A 19,176-nucleotide genomic window follows, 5' to 3' on the forward strand; every position below is an offset into this window, starting at 1 on the left:
TAACGGGTGCAGGAAGGCCTGTTGTGAAACACAACAGGCCATTTGTACAGTTAGCGCTTAGGTGAAATTATGATGAACAACGATTCCGCTCTTCAACTGAGCAATGTCCTTAACCAGGAATGTACCCGCAGTGGCGTTCACTGCCAGAGCAAGAAACGTGCGCTGGAGATCATCAGTGAACTGGCCGCAAAACAGCTGGGCCTGCCGCCACAGGTCGTATTCGAAGCCATTCTGACCCGTGAAAAAATGGGCAGTACCGGCATCGGCAACGGCATCGCGATCCCGCATGGCAAACTGGAAGAAGACACATTGCGTGCCGTCGGCGTGTTTGTGCAGCTTGAAACGCCTATCGCCTTCGATGCTATCGATAACCAGCCGGTCGACCTCCTCTTCGCGCTGCTGGTGCCTGCTGACCAGACGAAGACCCATCTGCATACGCTGTCACTGGTGGCAAAACGCCTTGCCGATAAAACCATTTGCCGTCGACTGCGTTCAGCCCAGAGTGATGAAGAACTTTATCAAATTATCACTGAAGCAGAAGGCATTCAGGATGATGCATAACCGGGAGATGGCCTTCACATCTGTTGTCCTGAGGAGAAACGGAACATGGTGCTGATGATCGTCAGTGGTCGTTCGGGGTCGGGAAAATCCGTCGCCCTGCGCGCACTGGAAGATATGGGTTTTTACTGCGTAGATAACCTGCCGGTGGTGTTGTTGCCCGATCTGGCGCGGACGCTTGCGGAAAGACAGATTTCTGCGGCCGTCAGCATCGACGTCCGTAACATGCCGGAATCACCTGAAATCTTTGAGCAGGCGATGAGCAATCTGCCTGATACCTTCTCGCCTCAGCTGCTGTTCCTTGACGCTGACCGCAATACGCTCATCCGTCGTTACAGTGACACCCGTCGTCTGCACCCGCTTTCCAGTAAGAACCTTTCACTGGAGAGCGCTATCGATGAAGAGAGTGATTTGCTGGAGCCGCTGCGTTCACGCGCGGATCTGATTGTCGACACCTCAGAGATGTCCGTTCACGAGCTGGCGGAGATGCTGCGTACCCGACTGCTGGGCAAACGCGAGCGAGAGCTGACAATGGTGTTTGAATCATTCGGCTTCAAGCACGGTATCCCTATCGATGCGGATTATGTTTTCGACGTGCGCTTCCTGCCTAACCCGCACTGGGATCCTAAACTGCGTCCAATGACCGGTCTGGATAAACCCGTTGCGGCGTTCCTCGACAGGCACACAGAAGTTCACAATTTTATCTACCAGACGCGAAGCTACCTTGAGCTATGGTTACCAATGCTGGAGACAAACAATCGTAGCTATCTGACGGTGGCGATTGGCTGTACCGGCGGTAAACATCGTTCGGTTTATATTGCCGAACAGCTGGCCGACTATTTCCGTTCACGCGGCAAGAACGTTCAGTCCCGTCATCGCACGCTGGAAAAACGTAAAACATGACCGTAAAACAGACTGTTGAGATCACCAATAAGCTGGGCATGCATGCACGCCCGGCGATGAAGCTGTTTGAGCTGATGCAGGGTTTCGATGCAGAAGTCCTGCTGCGTAACGATGAAGGCACCGAAGCGGAAGCCAACAGCGTGATAGCCCTGCTGATGCTGGACTCAGCCAAAGGCCGTCAAATTGAAGTCGAAGCGACCGGCCCTCAGGAAGAGGAAGCGCTGGCGGCGGTGGTTGCTCTGTTTAATGCCGGGTTTGACGAAGACTAACGTCCGCCACGTCGGCGGGTGGCGCTGCGCTTACCCGCCCTACATCAGATTGTTACGCTGCATAAAACCTTCTCCGCCCAACTGACGCATCTGGCGCATGATCCACGCCTGACGGCTTCGCACGTAGCCCGAGGGAGCATTGGCCTTAAAACGGATCGGATTAGGGAGTACAGCAGCTAACAGCGCGGCTTCGGACATACTCAGCCGGCTGGCGGGCTTATTAAAATAGCGCTGCGATGCAGCCTCGACGCCAAACACGCCGTCACCAAACTCCGCAATATTAAGATAAACGGTTAGAATGCGTTTTTTGCTCCAGACCGTTTCCATCCCCAGCGTCAATCCGGCTTCCAGCCCTTTTCGAACCCAGCTTCGGCCATCCCATAAAAACAGATTTTTTGCCGTCTGCTGCGATAGCGTCGACGCCCCTCGCACGCGATTTTCATGGCGCTCGTTATGGGCAAGTGCCTTCTCGATGGCTGTCACGTCAAATCCCCAGTGCTCCGGGAATTTCTGGTCTTCTGCCGCGATCACCGCCAACCCCATGAACGGCGAGATCTCATCCGCGCTCACCCAATTGGAGTGTGCGACATAGCCGAAATCGCCGATGAACCATGCTCCAATCTGACGTTCGACCATAACGGCCGAAAACGGCACCGGCAGAATACTGAATAAAGCGATTCCACCGCCCCAGAAGACGGCCAGCACGAGCACGACGCGCAGCAGGATGCGTTTTACCCACGCACCTGCACCGACTTTACGCCTCATTCACTGAGAACCAGCACGCGGTCCACCAGCTTTTCAATACCCGTGGCGGCCTCGGCAATATTTTGCGCCAGCATATACGCAGGCGTGGTGACAATTTTGTTGTCCTCATCCACCACAATGTCATCAACCGGACACGGTACGTGCTCGCCGCCCATCTCTTCGATGACTTCTGCGGTATCAATGTCGGTCCCAATGGTGAGACGCAGTGGGAAATCAAAAATTTTGGGCAACATCGCCGGCGCTATACAGATAAAGCCCTGCGGCTTACCCGCCGCATGCATTGCCAGAGACAGCGCTTTGAGATCCGCATCAACCTGGCATTCCGCGCCCTGTGAAGCAAAGTTGCTCAGATTTTTGGCCGCACCAAAGCCGCCCGGCACAATTAACGCATCAAGTTCTGAGGCATCAGCCTGTACCAGAGGATGGATATCCCCCCTGACAATGCGCGCGGCTTCAATCAGCACGTTACGGGTTTCGGCCATGGGTTCGCCGGTAAGATGATTTAATACATCCACCTGGTTTTTATCCGGCGCAAAGCAAACGACTTCCGCACCCTGTCGGGCCAGTGCCAGCAGTGTTAATACCGCTTCGTGTATCTCAGAGCCGTCATACACACCGCATCCGCTCAGAACGACACCCACTTTTTTCATCATCACGATCCTTCTTTGCAACTCGCTGAAGCACATTAATAATTCTGATTAAAACGCTATGCTTCACACATTTCACTGATTCCTGTAACAAATCATTTAAGATTTGCTATCTTAACTGCGTGCGGCCTAAATATTCAGGCGGCGTCCATGCGAAAACAACACAAAAAATCAGGCGCAGCCACGATTTCCCTGGTGTTGGCGCAGTATTCGCGCACCCCGGTTTAGCCGGGGTCATTTTTTTCTGTCATCCACCCAGGCTTTCAGTACCGCCACATCGTTCTGCCACTCTTGTTTCATCTCTTCGACCCAATCACCTACGTTATCTTCCCAGGCAGGTAAATCCGGTGACTGAATCTGTTGGCCCAGCTGTTGCAGGTGGCGAAGCCCAACCGAACCCGCGGCACCTTTGATCTTATGCCCTTCTTCGACAATGCCTTTCTGGTCACGCGCGGTGAGGTTCGATTCCAGTACGCTCAGGTAGCCTGGCATCATTTTTTCGAAGACGGCCAGTCCATCCGTAATCAGTTTTGGGCCAACCAAATCAATGTACTGCTCCAGCATGGCTGTATCGAGTATCGTTTGGGCTTTCGCGCTATCAACAGACGTCATGGTGCTCTCCTCTTCATCACAGGTATCCCAGAACTTCTTGATCATGGCGGTCAAGGCAGGCACCGCCAACGGCTTACTGAGCACATCATCCATACCGGCATCGAGGTACTCTTTTTTGTCTTTCAGTACGTTCGCCGTGAGGGCAACCAGCGGCGGCAGCTCGTCTGGCGCATATTTGCGCGTCAGCTCACGTGAGATATCCAGCCCGGTCATGTCCGGCAGCTGAATATCCAGCAACACAAGGTCATATTCACCCGGCGTAAACATCTCCAGCGCGGCTTTCCCGGTCATCGCCACATCGACGCTGTTACCCAGTTTTTCAAGCACGGAGCGCGCGACAATCACATTCAGCTCAATGTCCTCCACCAGCAGAACATGCAGAGCCGGAAGCGGCATATCATCGTTCTCAAAGGTGTCTTCGACTTCTTCAGCCACGGCCGGGGCATGCACGGTGAGCGTGAAGGTGGAGCCTTTGCCCGGCAGGCTGCATACGGTGATATCACCGCCCATGCTTTTCGCGAGCCGTTTAGACACCGCGAGGCCAATGCCCGTGCCGGTTGCAGGCTTACCGCCGTTGCTGTCCTTCACCTGATAATACATAGCAAAGATTTTGTCCTGTTCTTCCTGTGGAATACCAATCCCGGAGTCTTCTACCTCGAAGTGCAGCATGTCGCCCTGGTCATAGCGGATTCGAACGGCAACCCGTCCCTTTTGGGTAAACTTCACGGCGTTGCTGATCAGATTCCACAGGATCTGGCGCAAACGAGTACCGTCGGTGACCACCTTATGCGGCAGCGGCAGCGTGGGCTCCAGCACAAAGCTCAGCCCTTTTTGCTGTGCCTGCAGGCCGGAGAGATTCTCCAGGTCCGCCAGGAAACCGGTAAAATCCACAGGCTGGTTATCAAGCTGGACTTTACGGCGTTCCATTTTATCCATGTCGATAATATCGTTGAAGATATTACCCAGCGTAACCGCCGAAACATGAATCGTCTTGAGGTATTTCTCCTGCTCGCTGGTAAGGTCGGTATCCAGCAGAATACGGCTCAATCCCACAATCCCGTTAAGCGGCGTACGGAGTTCGTGGCTGATGGTCGAGATAAAGGTCGTCTTATCGCGGCTGGCGCGTTCAAGCGCATCCTGATAGCGCTTGCGCTCGGTGATGTCGCGGCCAAAGCCCATCAGCCCGTGGCGTTTCCCCACGCGGTCGTAATAGGGAACTTTACGGATCTCAAAGCAGGCTTTGCGCCCGTCCGGATAATCCAGCCACTGTTCATAGGTCAGGGAAACGTTGTGGCGGAACACTTTCTCATCGGTCTCCATCACTTTAGCCGCCGCCTCTTCGGAGTACACATCCTGCGGCTTGAGATTAACCAGCTGCTTTTCGCTTTTACCGGTTAATAGCTCCATCGCCCGGTTACAGCCGGAAAACTCTTTGTCTTCATTCCGATAGAAAACCAGGTCCGGCGAAGCATCAAGAAAGGAGCGCAGGAAAGAAGATTGCTGTTCAAGCTGAATCTGCGTCACTTCACGCTCTTTCATTTCGATTTTCAACTGCTCCAGCGTGGTCTGACGCTCGGCCTCCGCCTTCTCGCGATCGGCGATCTCCTGATTCAACTGCGCGATATTGTCCTTGAGCTGCACGTTGAGCTTCAGATCGCGCTCGCGCATCTCTTCCAGCTTGTCCACCAGCTTGGATAAACGCTGACGGGACTCTTCCAGTTGTTCAACCACGACAGAGAGAAAATAGACCGCCCACGGCGTTATCAGCAGGCCAAAAAAGATAGAGCGGATCACGTCGATACTTTCGACCTGACCATGCAGGACCATGGTCACCGCCATCTGCACCACGATAGCCAAAACGACCAGCGCCAGTGCCAGCAGCAGGGAGAAACGCACCAGCCCGAGCTTCATCATCAAATCGACGTAATACTGGGCAAGCATTCGAATTTGTTTCATAGAGGATCCCTTCACGACGTTATCGCTCAATAATACTCAAATTCGGGGCGAGACGTTGAAGGTTCTGAGAAAAAGTGCGGGGTGAAACAGGAGATTAGCCTCGCTCCCGGCGAACCGGCAGCGAGGAGAGGTCAATCAGGAGCGTTTCAGAAGTAGCCAGAGGCTGATCAGGAAGAAGCTGGCACTTGGCAACAGCGCGCCAACGACCGGCGGAATACCGTATACCAACGTCAATGGTCCGAAAATCTGATCGAGAACGTAGAACACAAACCCGAAGCTGATCCCGGTGACAACACGTACCCCCATCGGCACGCTACGCAGTGGGCCAAAGATGAACGACAGGGCCATCAGCATCATTACCGCCACGGACATCGGCTGGAAGATTTTGCTCCACATATTGAGCTGATAACGTCCGGCATCTTGCCCGCTCGACTTCAGGTATTTCACATAGTTGTGCAAACCGCTGATGGAGAGCGCATCCGGGTCGAGCGCCACAACGCCCAGCTTGTCAGGGGTGAGGTTGGTTTTCCACGTGCCAGAAACGGTCTGGGAACCGGTGATCTGTTTCGGATCGGTCAGGTTAGATTCGTCAACCTGCGACAGACGCCACTGCTTATGGTCGGGGTCAAACTTCGCCGAGGAAGCGTGACGCACAGACTGCAAACGACGTTCATCGTTGAAGGTATAAATACTAACGCCGCCCAGTTCATCATCGCCTTTTACGCGTTCGATGTAGACAAAGCTATTGCCATCTTTCGCCCACAGCCCTTGCTGGGTCGAGAGCAGTGAACCGCCATACATGGCCTGCGCACGATAGTTACGCGCCATTTGCTCGCCCTGCGGGGCCACCCACTCGCCGATTGCCATGGTCAGCAACACCAGCGGGATCGCCGTTTTCATGACGGACAGTGCCACCTGCATACGGGTAAAGCCCGATGCCTGCATAACAACCAGCTCGCTGCGCTGTGCCAGCATCCCCAGCCCCAGCAGCGCGCCCAGCAGAGCCGCCATCGGGAAGAAAATCTGCACGTCTTTCGGTACGCTGAGCAGGGTGTACATTCCTGCGCCCAGCGCGTCATAGCTCCCCTGCCCGGCTTTTTTAAGCTGATCGACAAATTTGATAATGCCGGAGAGCGAAACCAGCATGAACAGGGTCATCATGATGGTGGTAAAAATGGTTTTACCGATATAGCGATCAAGAACGCCAAACGCCTGCATTAGATGGCTCCTTTACGCGAGAAACGGGCACGAAGGCGGCGCATAGGCACCGTATCCCACAGGTTTAATCCCAGCGCCAGCAGGATATACAAGCTGTTGACCGTCCATGTCCATATCATCGGGTCGAGCTTACCCTTAGCACCATTGGAACGAATGGAGGTTTGCAGGAGGAAATAGACCAGGTAAAGCAGCATCGCCGGAAGCATGGACAGCACGCGTCCCTGACGCGGGTTGACCACGCTAAGCGGAACGACAATTAATGCCATCATGAACACGGTGAAGACCAGGGTGAGACGCCAGTGGAACTCCGCACGCGCTCTGTCGGTATCCGTATTCCACAGCGTGCGCATGTCCATCTGATCGGTATCCGTAGGATCGAGCGCGACGGCCTGATGACCAATAATCGCCTGGTAGTTCTGGAAATCGGTAATACGGAAATCGCGCAGCATGGCCGTGCCTTCAAACCGCGTTCCCTTGTTCAGCGTCACAATCTGAGAGCCATCTTTACGCTGCGCCAGCTGACCGGAATCGGCCACCACGACGGAAGGACGGGCATTCCCTTTAGTGCGTAATTGGGCAAGAAAGACATCGTTAAAGCGGCTGCCGTCCACGCTTTCAATGAAAAGAACGGAGTTTCCGTCAGTGGCCTGCTGGAACTGGCCCTGCGCCAGCGCCGCCATACCCGGGTTTGCTTTGGCTTCCGCCAACACTTCGTCCTGATGACGAGAAGATGCAGGACCCGCCCACATTACGTTCACCGCCGCAACAATACCCGTGAAGAGCGCCAGCACCATGGCGGCTTTTATCAGCACGGCTTTGCTCAAACCACAGGCATGCATCACCGTGATTTCACTCTCGGTATAAAGCTTACCAAGCGTCATGAGTAAACCGAGGAAAAGGCTTAACGGCAGGATAAGCTGCGCCATTTCCGGCACACCTAACCCGAGCAGAGAAAGCACCAGATTTGTTGGAATTTCGCCGTCAACCGCCGCGCCGAGGACCCTCACCAGCTTCTGACAGAAAAAGATCAGAAGAAGGATAAAGAGGATCGCCAGTTGGCTCTTCAGCGTCTCTCGCACCAGATATCTTATGATTATCACATTAAATACGCCCGTAAAAACCCGTCTTATTGCAGGAAAATTGCTTGTTTCATGGCTTAAACGTCATTTATTCTCTTGAGTCGTCGAAATCATCGCTAAGATTATAAAACCCGTCGGATTCACGCTTCAGGACATTTTTTGACGTGTCGAAACCGTAATAACGTAAGATTAACACGAAGTCACCACAACAGCGGACATGAGTTACGAAAGGTTTCAATTCTAGCCGTAGCTGCCGCCGTTGTCTTTAAGATTCAGGAGCGTAGTGCATGGAGTTCAGTGTAAAAAGCGGTAGCCCGGAGAAACAGCGGAGTGCCTGCATCGTTGTCGGCGTTTTTGAACCACGCCGCCTCTCCCCGATCGCCGAGCAACTCGATAAAATCAGTGATGGCTACATCAGCGCGCTGCTGCGTCGTGGCGAACTGGAAGGCAAACCTGGGCAGACGCTATTACTGCATCATGTTCCAAACGTCCTGTCCGAACGTATTTTGCTGATTGGCTGCGGCAAAGAGCGCGAGCTGGATGAACGCCAGTACAAACAGGTTATTCAAAAAACAATTAATACGCTGAATGATACCGGCTCAATGGAAGCCGTCTGCTTCCTGACAGAACTGCACGTCAAAGGCCGTAATACCTACTGGAAAGTACGCCAGGCTGTCGAAACCGCAAAAGAGAGCCTTTACAGCTTTGATCAACTGAAGACCAACAAGAGCGAGCCGCGCCGTCCGCTGCGTAAGATGGTCTTCAACGTGCCAACCCGTCGCGAACTGACGAGCGGCGAGCGCGCAATCCAGCACGGTCTGGCCATTGCTGCCGGGATCAAAGCGGCAAAAGATCTGGGCAACATGCCGCCAAACATCTGTAACGCAGCGTATCTGGCTTCTCAGGCGCGCCAGCTTGCAGACGCGTACAGCAAGAATGTCATTACCCGCGTTATCGGCGAACAGCAGATGAAAGAGCTGGGCATGCACTCTTATCTGGCTGTCGGCAACGGTTCCCAGAACGAGTCCCTGATGTCGGTTATTGAATACAAGGGCAATCCGTCTGAAGATGCACGCCCAATTGTGCTGGTCGGTAAAGGCCTGACCTTCGACTCCGGCGGTATCTCCATCAAGCCTGCCGAAGGCATGGATGAGATGAAGTACGACATGTGCGGCGCGGCAGCGGTGTATGGCGTGATGCGCATGGTGGCTGAGCTTCAACTGCCGATTAACGTCATTGGCGTGCTGGCTGGCTGCGAAAACATGCCTGGCGGTCGTGCCTACCGTCCGGGTGATGTACTGACCACGATGTCCGGTCAGACCATTGAAGTGCTGAACACTGACGCCGAAGGCCGTCTGGTGCTGTGCGACGTGCTGACCTACGTTGAGCGTTTCGAACCCGAAGCGGTGATCGATGTCGCCACGTTGACCGGTGCCTGCGTGATTGCGCTGGGCCACCATATCACCGGCCTGATGTCGAACCACAATCCGCTGGCGCATGAGCTTATCGGCGCGTCCGAGCAAGCCGGTGACCGCGCGTGGCGCCTGCCGCTCGGCGACGAGTTCCAGGAACAGCTGGAGTCCAACTTTGCGGATATGGCGAACATCGGTGGTCGTCCTGGTGGGGCTATTACCGCCGGTTGCTTCCTGGCACGCTTCACCCGCAAGTACAACTGGGCGCACCTGGATATCGCGGGCACCGCATGGCGCTCCGGTAAAGCCAAAGGCGCAACCGGTCGTCCGGTCGCGCTGCTGTCGCAGTTCCTGCTTAATCGTGCGGGTTTCAACGGCGACGAGTAAGGCCAACAGAGCAGTAAACCGTAGGCCGGGTAAGGCGACATAGCCACCCGGCTTAAGCATTTAAAGTCAGCACAAGAAGCCCCATATATGAAGAATGCAACGTTCTACCTTCTGGACAACGACACCCACCAGGATGGCCTCAGCGCCGTTGAACAACTGGTGTGTGAAATTGCCGCAGAACGTTGGCGCGCAGGCAAACGCGTTTTGATTGCCTGTGAAGATGAACAGCAGGCTATCCGTCTTGACGAAGCGCTGTGGGCGCGCCCACCGGAGAGTTTTGTTCCGCATAATTTGTCTGGCGAAGGTCCACGCGGCGGCGCACCGGTAGAAATTGCCTGGCCGCAAAAGCGCAACAGCAGCGCGCGCGATATTCTGATTAGCCTGCGGATAGATTTTGCAGATTTTGCCACCGCTTTCACAGAAGTGGTAGACTTTGTCCCTTACGAAGAATCTTTAAAACAACTGGCGCGCGAACGCTATAAGGCGTACCGCCTGGCTGGTTTTAACCTGAATACGGCAACCTGGAAATAATGGAAAAGACATATAACCCACGCGATATCGAACAGCCGCTTTACGAGCACTGGGAACAGCAGGGCTATTTCAAGCCTAACGGCGATGAAAGCAAAGAGTCCTTCTGCATCATGATCCCACCGCCGAACGTCACCGGCAGTTTGCATATGGGTCATGCTTTCCAGCAGACCATCATGGACACCATGATCCGCTACCAGCGCATGCAGGGTAAAAACACCCTGTGGCAGGCGGGGACTGACCACGCGGGTATCGCGACCCAGATGGTGGTTGAGCGTAAAATTGCCGCTGAAGAAGGTAAAACCCGCCACGACTACGGTCGCGACGCGTTCATCGACAAAATCTGGCAGTGGAAAGCGGAATCTGGCGGCACCATTACCCGTCAGATGCGCCGCCTCGGTAACTCCGTGGACTGGGAGCGCGAGCGCTTCACCATGGATGAAGGCCTGTCCAACGCCGTGAAAGAAGTGTTTGTCCGTCTGTACAAAGAAGATCTGATTTACCGAGGTAAACGCCTGGTAAACTGGGATCCGAAACTGCGCACCGCGATCTCTGACCTCGAAGTGGAAAACCGCGAGTCTAAAGGCTCCATGTGGCATATCCGCTATCCGCTGGCTGACGGTGCAAAAACTGCAGACGGTAAAGATTATCTGGTGGTGGCGACCACCCGTCCAGAAACCCTGCTGGGCGATACCGGTGTTGCCGTCAACCCGGAAGATCCGCGCTATAAAGATCTAATTGGTAAATTCGTTGTGCTTCCGCTGGTTAACCGCCGTATTCCGATTGTGGGCGACGAACACGCCGATATGGAAAAAGGCACCGGCTGCGTAAAAATCACCCCCGCGCACGACTTCAACGACTACGAAGTCGGTCGTCGTCACGCCCTGCCGATGATCAACATTCTGACCTTCGACGGCGATATCCGCGAAAGCGCAGAAGTGTACGACACCAAAGGTGAAGAATCCGACGTTTACTCCAGCGACATTCCGGCTGAGTTCCAGAAGCTGGAACGTTTTGCCGCGCGTAAAGCGATTGTTGCTGCAGTAGATGCTCTCGGCCTGCTGGAAGAGATCAAACCTCACGACCTGACTGTGCCATACGGCGACCGTGGCGGTGTGGTTATCGAGCCAATGCTGACCGACCAGTGGTACGTGCGTGCCGACGTGCTGGCGAAACCGGCTGTTGAAGCGGTTGAGAACGGCAGCATCCAGTTCGTGCCGAAGCAGTACGAAAACATGTACTTCTCCTGGATGCGCGATATTCAGGACTGGTGTATCTCCCGTCAGCTGTGGTGGGGTCACCGCATCCCGGCATGGTACGACAACGAAGGCAACGTCTACGTTGGCCGCACCGAAGACGAAGTACGTCAGGAAAACGACCTGAGCGCGGATGTTGCCCTGCGTCAGGACGAAGACGTGCTGGACACCTGGTTCTCCTCCGCACTGTGGACCTTCTCCACGCTCGGCTGGCCGGAAAACACCGACGCGCTGCGTCAGTTCCACCCAACCAGCGTGATGGTTTCCGGCTTCGACATCATCTTCTTCTGGATTGCCCGCATGATCATGATGACCATGCACTTCATCAAAGACGAAGACGGCAAGCCGCAGGTTCCGTTCCATACCGTCTACATGACCGGTCTGATCCGCGACGACGAAGGCCAGAAGATGTCCAAGTCCAAGGGCAACGTGATCGACCCGCTGGATATGGTTGACGGTATCTCTCTGGAGGAGCTGCTGGAAAAACGCACCGGCAATATGATGCAGCCGCAGCTGGCAGAGAAAATCCGCAAGCGCACCGAGAAACAGTTCCCGAACGGAATTGAACCGCACGGTACCGACGCTCTGCGCTTCACTCTGGCGGCACTGGCCTCGACCGGCCGTGATATCAACTGGGATATGAAGCGCCTGGAAGGTTACCGTAACTTCTGTAACAAGCTGTGGAACGCCAGCCGCTTCGTGCTGATGAACACTGAAGAGCAGGATTGCGGCTTCAATGGCGGCGACATGACTCTGTCTCTGGCAGACCGCTGGATCCTCGCGGAATTCAACCAGACGGTGAAAGCGTTCCGCGAGGCGCTGGACAGCTACCGCTTCGATATCGCGGCGGGCATCCTGTACGAATTCACCTGGAACCAGTTCTGTGACTGGTACCTGGAGCTGGCGAAGCCGGTAATGAACGGCGGTACCGAAGCAGAGCTGCGCGGCACGCGTAACACGCTGATTACCGTTCTGGAAGGTCTGCTGCGCCTGGCGCATCCGGTCATTCCATTCATTACCGAAACCATCTGGCAGCGCGTGAAGGTGATTGCGGGCATCAATGCCGACACCATCATGCTGCAGCCGTTCCCGGAATTTGACGCGGCCAAAGTGGATGAAGCCGCATCAGCCGATACCGAATGGTTGAAGCAGGCGATCGTTGCTGTACGTAACATCCGTGCAGAAATGAACATCGCCCCGGGTAAACCTCTGGAACTGCTGCTGCGTGGCTGCAGTGAAGCGGCTGTTCGTCGTGTTACAGAGAACAACACCTTCCTGAAAACCATGGCCCGTCTGGAAAGCATCACCGTGCTGCCTGCCGATGACAAAGGTCCGGTCTCCGTGACCAAAATCATCGACGGTGCCGAGCTGCTGATCCCAATGGCAGGCCTGATCGACAAAGATGCTGAGCTAGCACGTCTGGCGAAAGAAGTGGCGAAAGTCGATGTGGAAATTGGCAAAATCGAAGGCAAACTGGCGAACGAAGGCTTTGTGGCCCGTGCACCCGAAGCGGTCATCGCAAAAGAGCGCGAACGTCTGGTTGCTTTCGCAGATGCTAAGACCAAGTTGATTGAGCAGCAGGCGGTTATTGCCGCGCTGTAATGCTTTTACCCCTTACGCTTCAGGGCGTAAGGGGTTTTCTCCCTGAAAACTCCTCTCTTGCACTCCCCTTTCTGCAGTGCTATTAACAGAAATTGTGTGTCTATTTTTTTCATGAGTAATGCTATGAGCGTGATTACCCCCGTCGCGACGACGATGCGTCGGATCGCTGAGCAGGATAACCCGGCTATCGCCGCTGTTATCCGCACCGTCTCAGCAGAATATGGCCTGACCGCCGATAAAGGCTATACGGTTGCCGACCCGAACCTTGACGAGCTTTTCCAGCTTTACAGCCAGCCTGGCCATGCCTACTGGGTCATCGAGCAGGAAGGTAAGGTCGTGGGCGGCGGCGGCGTGGCGCCATTGAGCTGCAGCGAACCGGATATCTGCGAACTGCAAAAAATGTATTTCTTGCCGAGCGCACGCGGGCAAGGTCTGGCGAAAAAGCTGGCGCTGATTGCCCTTGAACATGCGCGTACACAGGGTTTTAAACGCTGTTACCTCGAAACCACCGCCTTCCTCAAAGAGGCCATTGGCCTGTATGAGCATTTGGGCTTTGAGCATATCGATGCACCGCTGGGTTGTACCGGCCACGTTGATTGCGAAGTCAGGATGCTGAAAAGTCTGTAATTATCTTTGCTGCCCTCTTCTGTTAAGCGGCGCTGAACTGAATGCTCTACACTCTCAGTTCACACCATAACGGGGGAAACACGATGTCGAAGATAAAAAGCTACGCCGCACCGCAGGCGGGTGCAGAACTTGAGCTGTACGAGTACGATGCGGGCGAACTAAAAGCAGAAGACGTCGAAGTACAGGTTGATTACTGCGGGATCTGCCACTCGGATCTCTCAATGATCGACAACGAATGGGGCTTCTCACGGTATCCCCTCGTTGCCGGTCATGAAGTTATCGGTCGCGTCGTGGCGCTCGGTAGCGCCGCGCAGGATAAAGGGCTGAAGATCGGCCAGCGCGTGGGCATTGGCTGGACGGCACGCAGCTGCGGTCACTGTGATGCCTGCATCAGCGGTAACCAGATCAACTGCCTCGAAGGCGCAGTGCCAACCATCCTGAATAAGGGCGGTTTCGCCGATAAACTGCGCGCCGACTGGCAATGGGTTATCCCACTGCCGGACAGCATTGACATTGAATCCGCAGGCCCGCTTCTGTGCGGCGGTATCACCGTCTTTAAACCGCTGCTGATGCACCATGTCACCGCCACCAGCCGCGTGGGCGTGATTGGTATTGGTGGTCTGGGTCATATCGCCATCAAACTGCTGCACGCGATGGGCTGCGAAGTCACTGCGTTTAGTTCGAACCCGGCGAAAGAGAAAGAAGTGCTGGCGATGGGTGCAGATAAAGTGGTGAATAGCCGCGATCCGCAGGCCCTGAACGCGCTTGCGGGTCAGTTCGATCTGATCATCAACACCGTCAACGTCGATCTCGACTGGCAGCCGTACTTTGAAGCGCTGGCTTACGGCGGCAACTTCCACACCGTGGGGGCAGTCATGAAGCCGCTGCCGGTTCCGGCGTTTACTTTGATTGGCGGGGATCGCAGCGTGTCCGGCTCCGCAACCGGTACGCCGTACGAGTTGCGTAAGCTGATGAAGTTTGCCGGACGTACCAAAGTGGCCCCAACCACCGAGCTGTATCCAATGTCGAAAATCAATGAAGCTATCCAGCATGTGCGTGACGGAAAAGCCCGTTACCGCGTGGTATTGAAAGCGGATTTTTGATGTGATGTGGCCCGTTGCGCATAGCGCCATCGGGCCATTTTAACTACTGCGCCAACGCCTTAAATACCTCTGCCACCGCCACAGCCCCCGGATCCGTCACGCCATCCAGATTCTCTTTATTCACATACGACGAGCGTCCCGCGCCGGCTTTCACCATCTTCGCAGTGGCCTCGGCACCTTGCTGTGCAGCCCGCGCGGCCGCCTGAAGATCGCCATTCTCCAACGCCTCAAGCGCCGGCTGCAGCGCGTCAATCAGCGTGCGATCGCCAAGATCCGCCCCGCCGTACTGCTTCATTTGCGCCAGCCCGCTCTGCAACGCCTGCGGCAATGAATGCCCATCATGAAGTTTCTGTCCAGCTGCGGTGAAGAAGATCGACATCAACACGCCGCTCGATCCGCCCATTACCGTTGCCAACCGCTCCCCCACCAGCAGCAGAAGCGTCGACACGTCGTTCAGCGGGAGTTTGTTCTCGTCCAGACGCAGCGCAATATCCCGCGCGCCTTGCGCAAAGGTAGAGCCGGTATCACCATCCCCCACTTTTGCATCCAGCGCGTTAAGGCGATTTTCCAGCTGGATCAGCGTTTTCGTTACGGACGCGACATACTCCTCAACCTGAGGATTGGATGATGGGGTATATTCCACGCGATCGTGAAGGGCGCTGTGCGCAACGGTACGCATGGGCGAAAACGCCACCGGCTTCTGCCAGCCCAGCGTCTCAACGTCGGCATGAAGCGCTTTTTCAAACAGGTCGTTGAGCTTGAGCAACGTCAGCGAAAAGCCCTTCATATCCAGCGCGCTCACCAGCGGTGCCGGGCCAATCAGATACGCAAGGTTCTCTTTCAGCGCCGAGTGCGCCAGCTCTTTGGTCAGCAGCGCCATTTCCAGTGCCGACACGCCACCAAGGTTGTTGATGAGCACCGCAAAGCGCCCCTCGCCCGCCTGCGCTTTGAGCGGCGTAACCAGCGTATCGATGATGGATTTGCTGTTCTGCGTATCCACCACGGACGCACCTGGCTCTCCGTGAATACCTAATCCCAGCTCCACATGACCCTGCTTTATGCGCCCCTCTTCGTCATCGCTGCCCGGCAGATTACAGGTTTGCATCGCCACACCCAGGCTCCATAGGTTATCGCAGGCCTGCTGGGCGATGTCCCGCACGTCGTATAGCGATTTTCCCTGCTCAGCGGCGTAGCCCGCAATTTTATGCACCAGCGCCGTACCGGCAATGCCGCGCGGCTGTTTGTTATCCGGCAGGGCAATGTCATCCGCTACGATCACCATCTCGACCTTCAGGCCGTAGCGTTTGGCTCTTTCAGCGGCCAGACCAAAGTTCAGTCGGTCACCGGTGTAGTTTTTCACAATCAGCAGGCAGCCCCGGTCGCCCGTCACGGCCACAATGGCATTCAGCACCGCATCCACGCTTGGCGAGGCAAACAGATCGCCGCACACCGCCGCCGTCAGCATCCCTTTGCCGACAAACCCGGCATGCGCGGGTTCATGGCCCGAGCCGCCGCCAGAAATCACCGCCACGCGGCTTTTGTCCCAGTCGCTGCGGGCGACTATGCGAATGGCGGGGTCAATATCAAGTTTGACGAGGTTTCCGTGCGGGGCTGAAATCAGAATGCCTTCAATAGCATCATTCACCAGCTGTTTGCGATCGTTAAAAAAGAATCTGGACATACATTCCCAAAATATTGTGAACCGTATGCAAAAGCATAGTCCGCACTGGGTAATACGCCGCAAACTCAGGAATTTACTCATCCAGATTGCCGTCAGGTTGCCTATACTCGACGCAGGACAAAAAGAGGACGTGCATCATGAGTACACCATTGTTAATTGCCAGGACGCTGGAAGAAGAGCTGTTTTTACTGCCTGCGATGGCGAACCGCCATGGCCTGATCACCGGCGCCACCGGGACGGGGAAAACCGTCACCCTGCAAAAGCTGGCTGAATCGCTTTCGGAAATTGGCGTACCGGTTTTTATGGCCGATGTAAAAGGCGATTTAACCGGCGTGGCTCAGGAAGGGACAGCGTCTGAAAAACTGCTGGAGCGCCTGAAAAATATTGGTGTGAATGACTGGACGCCGCATAACAATCCGGTGGTCGTATGGGATATCTTTGGTGAGAAAGGTCATCCAGTGCGTGCAACCGTCTCCGACCTTGGTCCGTTGCTGCTAGCCCGTCTTCTCAACCTTAACGACGTACAGTCGGGCGTGCTGAATATTATCTTCCGCATAGCCGACGACCAGGGACTGCTGCTGCTCGATTTTAAAGATCTGCGTGCAATCACCCAGTACATCGGCGATAACGCGAAATCCTTCCAGAATCAATACGGCAATATCAGCAGTGCGTCAGTAGGGGCGATTCAGCGTGGGCTGTTGACGCTGGAGCAACAGGGTGCAGAGCATTTCTTCGGCGAGCCGATGCTGGATATTAAAGACTGGATGCGTACCGACGGCAGCGGCAAAGGCATCATCAACATCCTGAGCTCAGAGAAGCTCTACCAGATGCCGAAGCTCTACGCCGCCAGCCTATTGTGGATGCTTTCCGAGCTTTATGAGCAACTGCCTGAGGCGGGCGATCTTGAAAAGCCGAAGCTGGTGTTTTTCTTTGACGAAGCGCACCTGCTGTTCAACGATGCTCCGCAGGTGCTGCTGGACAAGATTGAGCAGGTTATTCGCCTGATCCGCTCCAAAGGCGTCGGCGTCTGGTTTGTTTCGCAAAACCCGTCGGATATCCCCGACAACGTGCTCGGACAACTCGGGAACCGTGTACAGCATGCCCTGCGCGCCTTTACGCCGAAAGATCAGAAGGCGGTCAAAGCCGCCGCGCAAACCATGCGCGCTAATCCGGCCTTTGATACCGAAGCCGCCATACAGGCGCTGGGCACCGGTGAAGCATTGATTTCATTCCTGGACGCAAAAGGCAGCCCGTCAGTAGTGGAACGAGCAATGGTGATTGCGCCCTGCTCGCGCATGGGGCCGGTGACGGACGACGAGCGTAATGGCCTGATTAACCGCTCCCCGGTTTACGGAAAGTACGAAGACGAAGTGGATCGCGAATCCGCCTTTGAAATGCTGCAAAAAGGGGTGCAGGCTACGACTGAATCACAGGATGCCCCGACAGCCAAAGGCCAGTCCGTCGCTGTGGATGACGGTATTCTGGGCGGGCTGAAGGACATCCTGTTCGGCACTACCGGGCCGCGAGGCGGCAAGCGCGATGGCGTGGTGCAGACAATGGCGAAAAGTGCCGCTCGGCAGGTCACCAATCAGATTGTGCGCGGTATGCTGGGCAGTTTGTTAGGCGGCCGTCGGCGTTAAGCGAGGCACCCACGGGCGTCCCAACGCCGATCCCTGTACGCCATGCTCGTGCAGATAGCGGTCGATTTCCACCATCCCCGTCCAGCGATTCTCACACCACAGCGGTGCAAGGAGCGTTGGGCGGCGGGCGCTGGCGGAAATGCGATGGTAGATAATTTCCGGCGGCGTGTGGCGAATCATCTCCCCCGCCGTCAGCGTATATTCGTCGAGTTCGATACCGCTTAGCCGTCCAGCTTCCCAAGCTTTGGCCATAATGCTGCCCTTCACAATATGCAGCGGATGCAGCTTAATGCCGTCCACGCCCGTCTCAACGACCCTTTCCAGCGTCTCCAGCCCGTGCTGCTGACCTTCCCCCGGCAAACCAACGATCAGGTGAGAGCAAACTTTCAGCCCGCGCTCGCGCGCCAGACGCGTCGTACGCTGGTAACAGGCAAAATCGTGCCCACGATTGATGCGGTGCAGCGTTTTATCGTGCGCGGTCTGTAAACCTAACTCCAGCCAGATCTCATATCCCTGCTCTTTGTACTCGCTGAGCAAATCAAGCACCGCTTCCGGCACGCAGTCCGGGCGCGTACCCACGCACAGCCCGACAATATTGGCCTGGCTGACGGCCTGCTGATACATGGAACGCAGCACCTGCACTTCCGCCCAGGTGCTGGTATAGGCCTGAAAATAGGCCAGATAGTTTTTTGCACGGTTGACCAGGCTTGCCTGATGGGCAAGCTGTTCCGCAATGGAGTTATGCTGCTGCGCCTCGTCAACGAACGAGGCCACGTTACAGAAAGTGCAGCCGCCGCGCCCGATGGTGCCATCGCGATTCGGGCAGCTAAAACCGCCGTGCAGCGTCAGCTTGTGAACCTTTTGCCCATAACGCTGCAAAAGATCCCCACCAAACATATTGACTAATTTCTGTAACTGCATAATCTGATAGAC

Annotated in this window: 16 protein-coding genes; 9 read left to right on the forward strand and 7 right to left on the reverse strand. The window is 55.4% G+C overall.

Features of this window, described 5'->3' with window-relative positions:
* The first annotated feature begins 69 nt into the window (after positions 1-69).
* From ptsN to npr, 3 genes are read left to right on the forward strand one after another with little or no spacing between them, the layout of a single operon-like run.
* Positions 70-561, forward strand: a complete 492-nt coding sequence (gene ptsN, locus V5P19_RS15800; protein WP_334404905.1) for a PTS IIA-like nitrogen regulatory protein PtsN — start codon at positions 70-72, stop codon at positions 559-561.
* 45 nt (positions 562-606) lie between these two features.
* Positions 607-1,461: an RNase adapter RapZ gene (gene rapZ / locus V5P19_RS15805; RefSeq protein ID WP_334404907.1), complete on the forward strand. Its 855-nt coding sequence runs from the start codon at positions 607-609 to the stop codon at positions 1,459-1,461.
* A complete protein-coding gene (gene npr, locus V5P19_RS15810) occupies positions 1,458-1,730 on the forward strand; it encodes a PTS phosphocarrier protein NPr (protein WP_025756690.1) in 273 nt (90 codons plus the stop codon). Before rapZ ends, npr begins: the two co-directional genes overlap by 4 nt.
* Before the next feature lie 39 nt (positions 1,731-1,769).
* On the opposite strand, the gene mtgA is transcribed toward npr, so the two are convergent.
* The 5 genes from mtgA to lptF all read right to left on the reverse strand — a co-directional run bounded on the left by mtgA (position 1,770) and on the right by lptF (position 8,028).
* Complete coding sequence (gene mtgA, locus V5P19_RS15815) at positions 1,770-2,495, reverse strand: monofunctional biosynthetic peptidoglycan transglycosylase (RefSeq protein WP_334404909.1); 726 nt, start codon at positions 2,493-2,495, stop codon at positions 1,770-1,772.
* Positions 2,492-3,145: an isoprenoid biosynthesis glyoxalase ElbB gene (elbB, locus tag V5P19_RS15820; protein ID WP_334405046.1), complete on the reverse strand. Its 654-nt coding sequence runs from the start codon at positions 3,143-3,145 to the stop codon at positions 2,492-2,494. The genes mtgA and elbB overlap by 4 nt, the downstream gene beginning before the upstream one ends.
* A 231-nt stretch (positions 3,146-3,376) precedes the next feature.
* Positions 3,377-5,710 carry an aerobic respiration two-component sensor histidine kinase ArcB gene (arcB, locus tag V5P19_RS15825; protein ID WP_334404911.1) on the reverse strand — a complete coding sequence of 778 codons (2,334 nt, stop codon included), beginning with the start codon at positions 5,708-5,710 and terminating at the stop codon, positions 3,377-3,379.
* Between the two features lie 135 nt (positions 5,711-5,845).
* On the reverse strand, positions 5,846-6,928 hold the full coding sequence (gene lptG, locus V5P19_RS15830; RefSeq protein ID WP_334404914.1) for an LPS export ABC transporter permease LptG: 1,083 nt from the start codon (positions 6,926-6,928) through the stop codon (positions 5,846-5,848).
* Positions 6,928-8,028 carry an LPS export ABC transporter permease LptF gene (lptF, locus tag V5P19_RS15835; RefSeq protein ID WP_334404916.1) on the reverse strand — a complete coding sequence of 367 codons (1,101 nt, stop codon included), beginning with the start codon at positions 8,026-8,028 and terminating at the stop codon, positions 6,928-6,930. The genes lptG and lptF overlap by 1 nt, the downstream gene beginning before the upstream one ends.
* A gap of 266 nt (positions 8,029-8,294) precedes the next feature.
* Here lptF and pepA point away from each other — a divergent pair, with 266 nt between their 5' ends.
* The 5 genes from pepA to V5P19_RS15860 all read left to right on the forward strand — a co-directional run bounded on the left by pepA (position 8,295) and on the right by V5P19_RS15860 (position 14,922).
* Positions 8,295-9,806 (forward strand): leucyl aminopeptidase, encoded by a 1,512-nt coding sequence (pepA, locus tag V5P19_RS15840; protein ID WP_334404918.1) that lies wholly within the window; start codon positions 8,295-8,297, stop codon positions 9,804-9,806.
* 87 nt (positions 9,807-9,893) lie between these two features.
* On the forward strand, positions 9,894-10,337 hold the full coding sequence (gene holC, locus V5P19_RS15845; protein ID WP_008502815.1) for a DNA polymerase III subunit chi: 444 nt from the start codon (positions 9,894-9,896) through the stop codon (positions 10,335-10,337).
* Positions 10,337-13,192: a valine--tRNA ligase gene (locus V5P19_RS15850; RefSeq protein ID WP_334404919.1), complete on the forward strand. Its 2,856-nt coding sequence runs from the start codon at positions 10,337-10,339 to the stop codon at positions 13,190-13,192. Before holC ends, V5P19_RS15850 begins: the two co-directional genes overlap by 1 nt.
* A gap of 123 nt (positions 13,193-13,315) precedes the next feature.
* A complete protein-coding gene (locus V5P19_RS15855; RefSeq protein ID WP_334404921.1) occupies positions 13,316-13,819 on the forward strand; it encodes a GNAT family N-acetyltransferase in 504 nt (167 codons plus the stop codon).
* Between the two features lie 83 nt (positions 13,820-13,902).
* Positions 13,903-14,922 carry an NAD(P)-dependent alcohol dehydrogenase gene (locus V5P19_RS15860; protein WP_334404923.1) on the forward strand — a complete coding sequence of 340 codons (1,020 nt, stop codon included), beginning with the start codon at positions 13,903-13,905 and terminating at the stop codon, positions 14,920-14,922.
* Positions 14,923-14,965: 43 nt separating this feature from the next.
* Here V5P19_RS15860 and V5P19_RS15865 read toward each other — a convergent pair whose 3' ends face one another.
* On the reverse strand, positions 14,966-16,603 hold the full coding sequence (locus V5P19_RS15865; RefSeq protein WP_334404925.1) for a dihydroxyacetone kinase subunit DhaK: 1,638 nt from the start codon (positions 16,601-16,603) through the stop codon (positions 14,966-14,968).
* A gap of 137 nt (positions 16,604-16,740) precedes the next feature.
* On the opposite strand from V5P19_RS15865, the gene V5P19_RS15870 reads away from it, so the two are divergent.
* On the forward strand, positions 16,741-18,243 hold the full coding sequence (locus tag V5P19_RS15870; protein ID WP_334404927.1) for a helicase HerA-like C-terminal domain-containing protein: 1,503 nt from the start codon (positions 16,741-16,743) through the stop codon (positions 18,241-18,243).
* Here V5P19_RS15870 and V5P19_RS15875 read toward each other — a convergent pair.
* Positions 18,223-19,164, reverse strand: a complete 942-nt coding sequence (locus V5P19_RS15875; RefSeq protein ID WP_334405048.1) for a TIGR01212 family radical SAM protein — start codon at positions 19,162-19,164, stop codon at positions 18,223-18,225. The two genes, V5P19_RS15870 and V5P19_RS15875, sit on opposite strands and share 21 nt — an antisense overlap.
* Positions 19,165-19,176 lie beyond the last annotated feature (12 nt).

Origin of the sequence: Enterobacter sp. UNJFSC 003, from assembly GCF_036903355.1 — a bacterium.
GTDB lineage: Bacteria > Pseudomonadota > Gammaproteobacteria > Enterobacterales > Enterobacteriaceae > Enterobacter.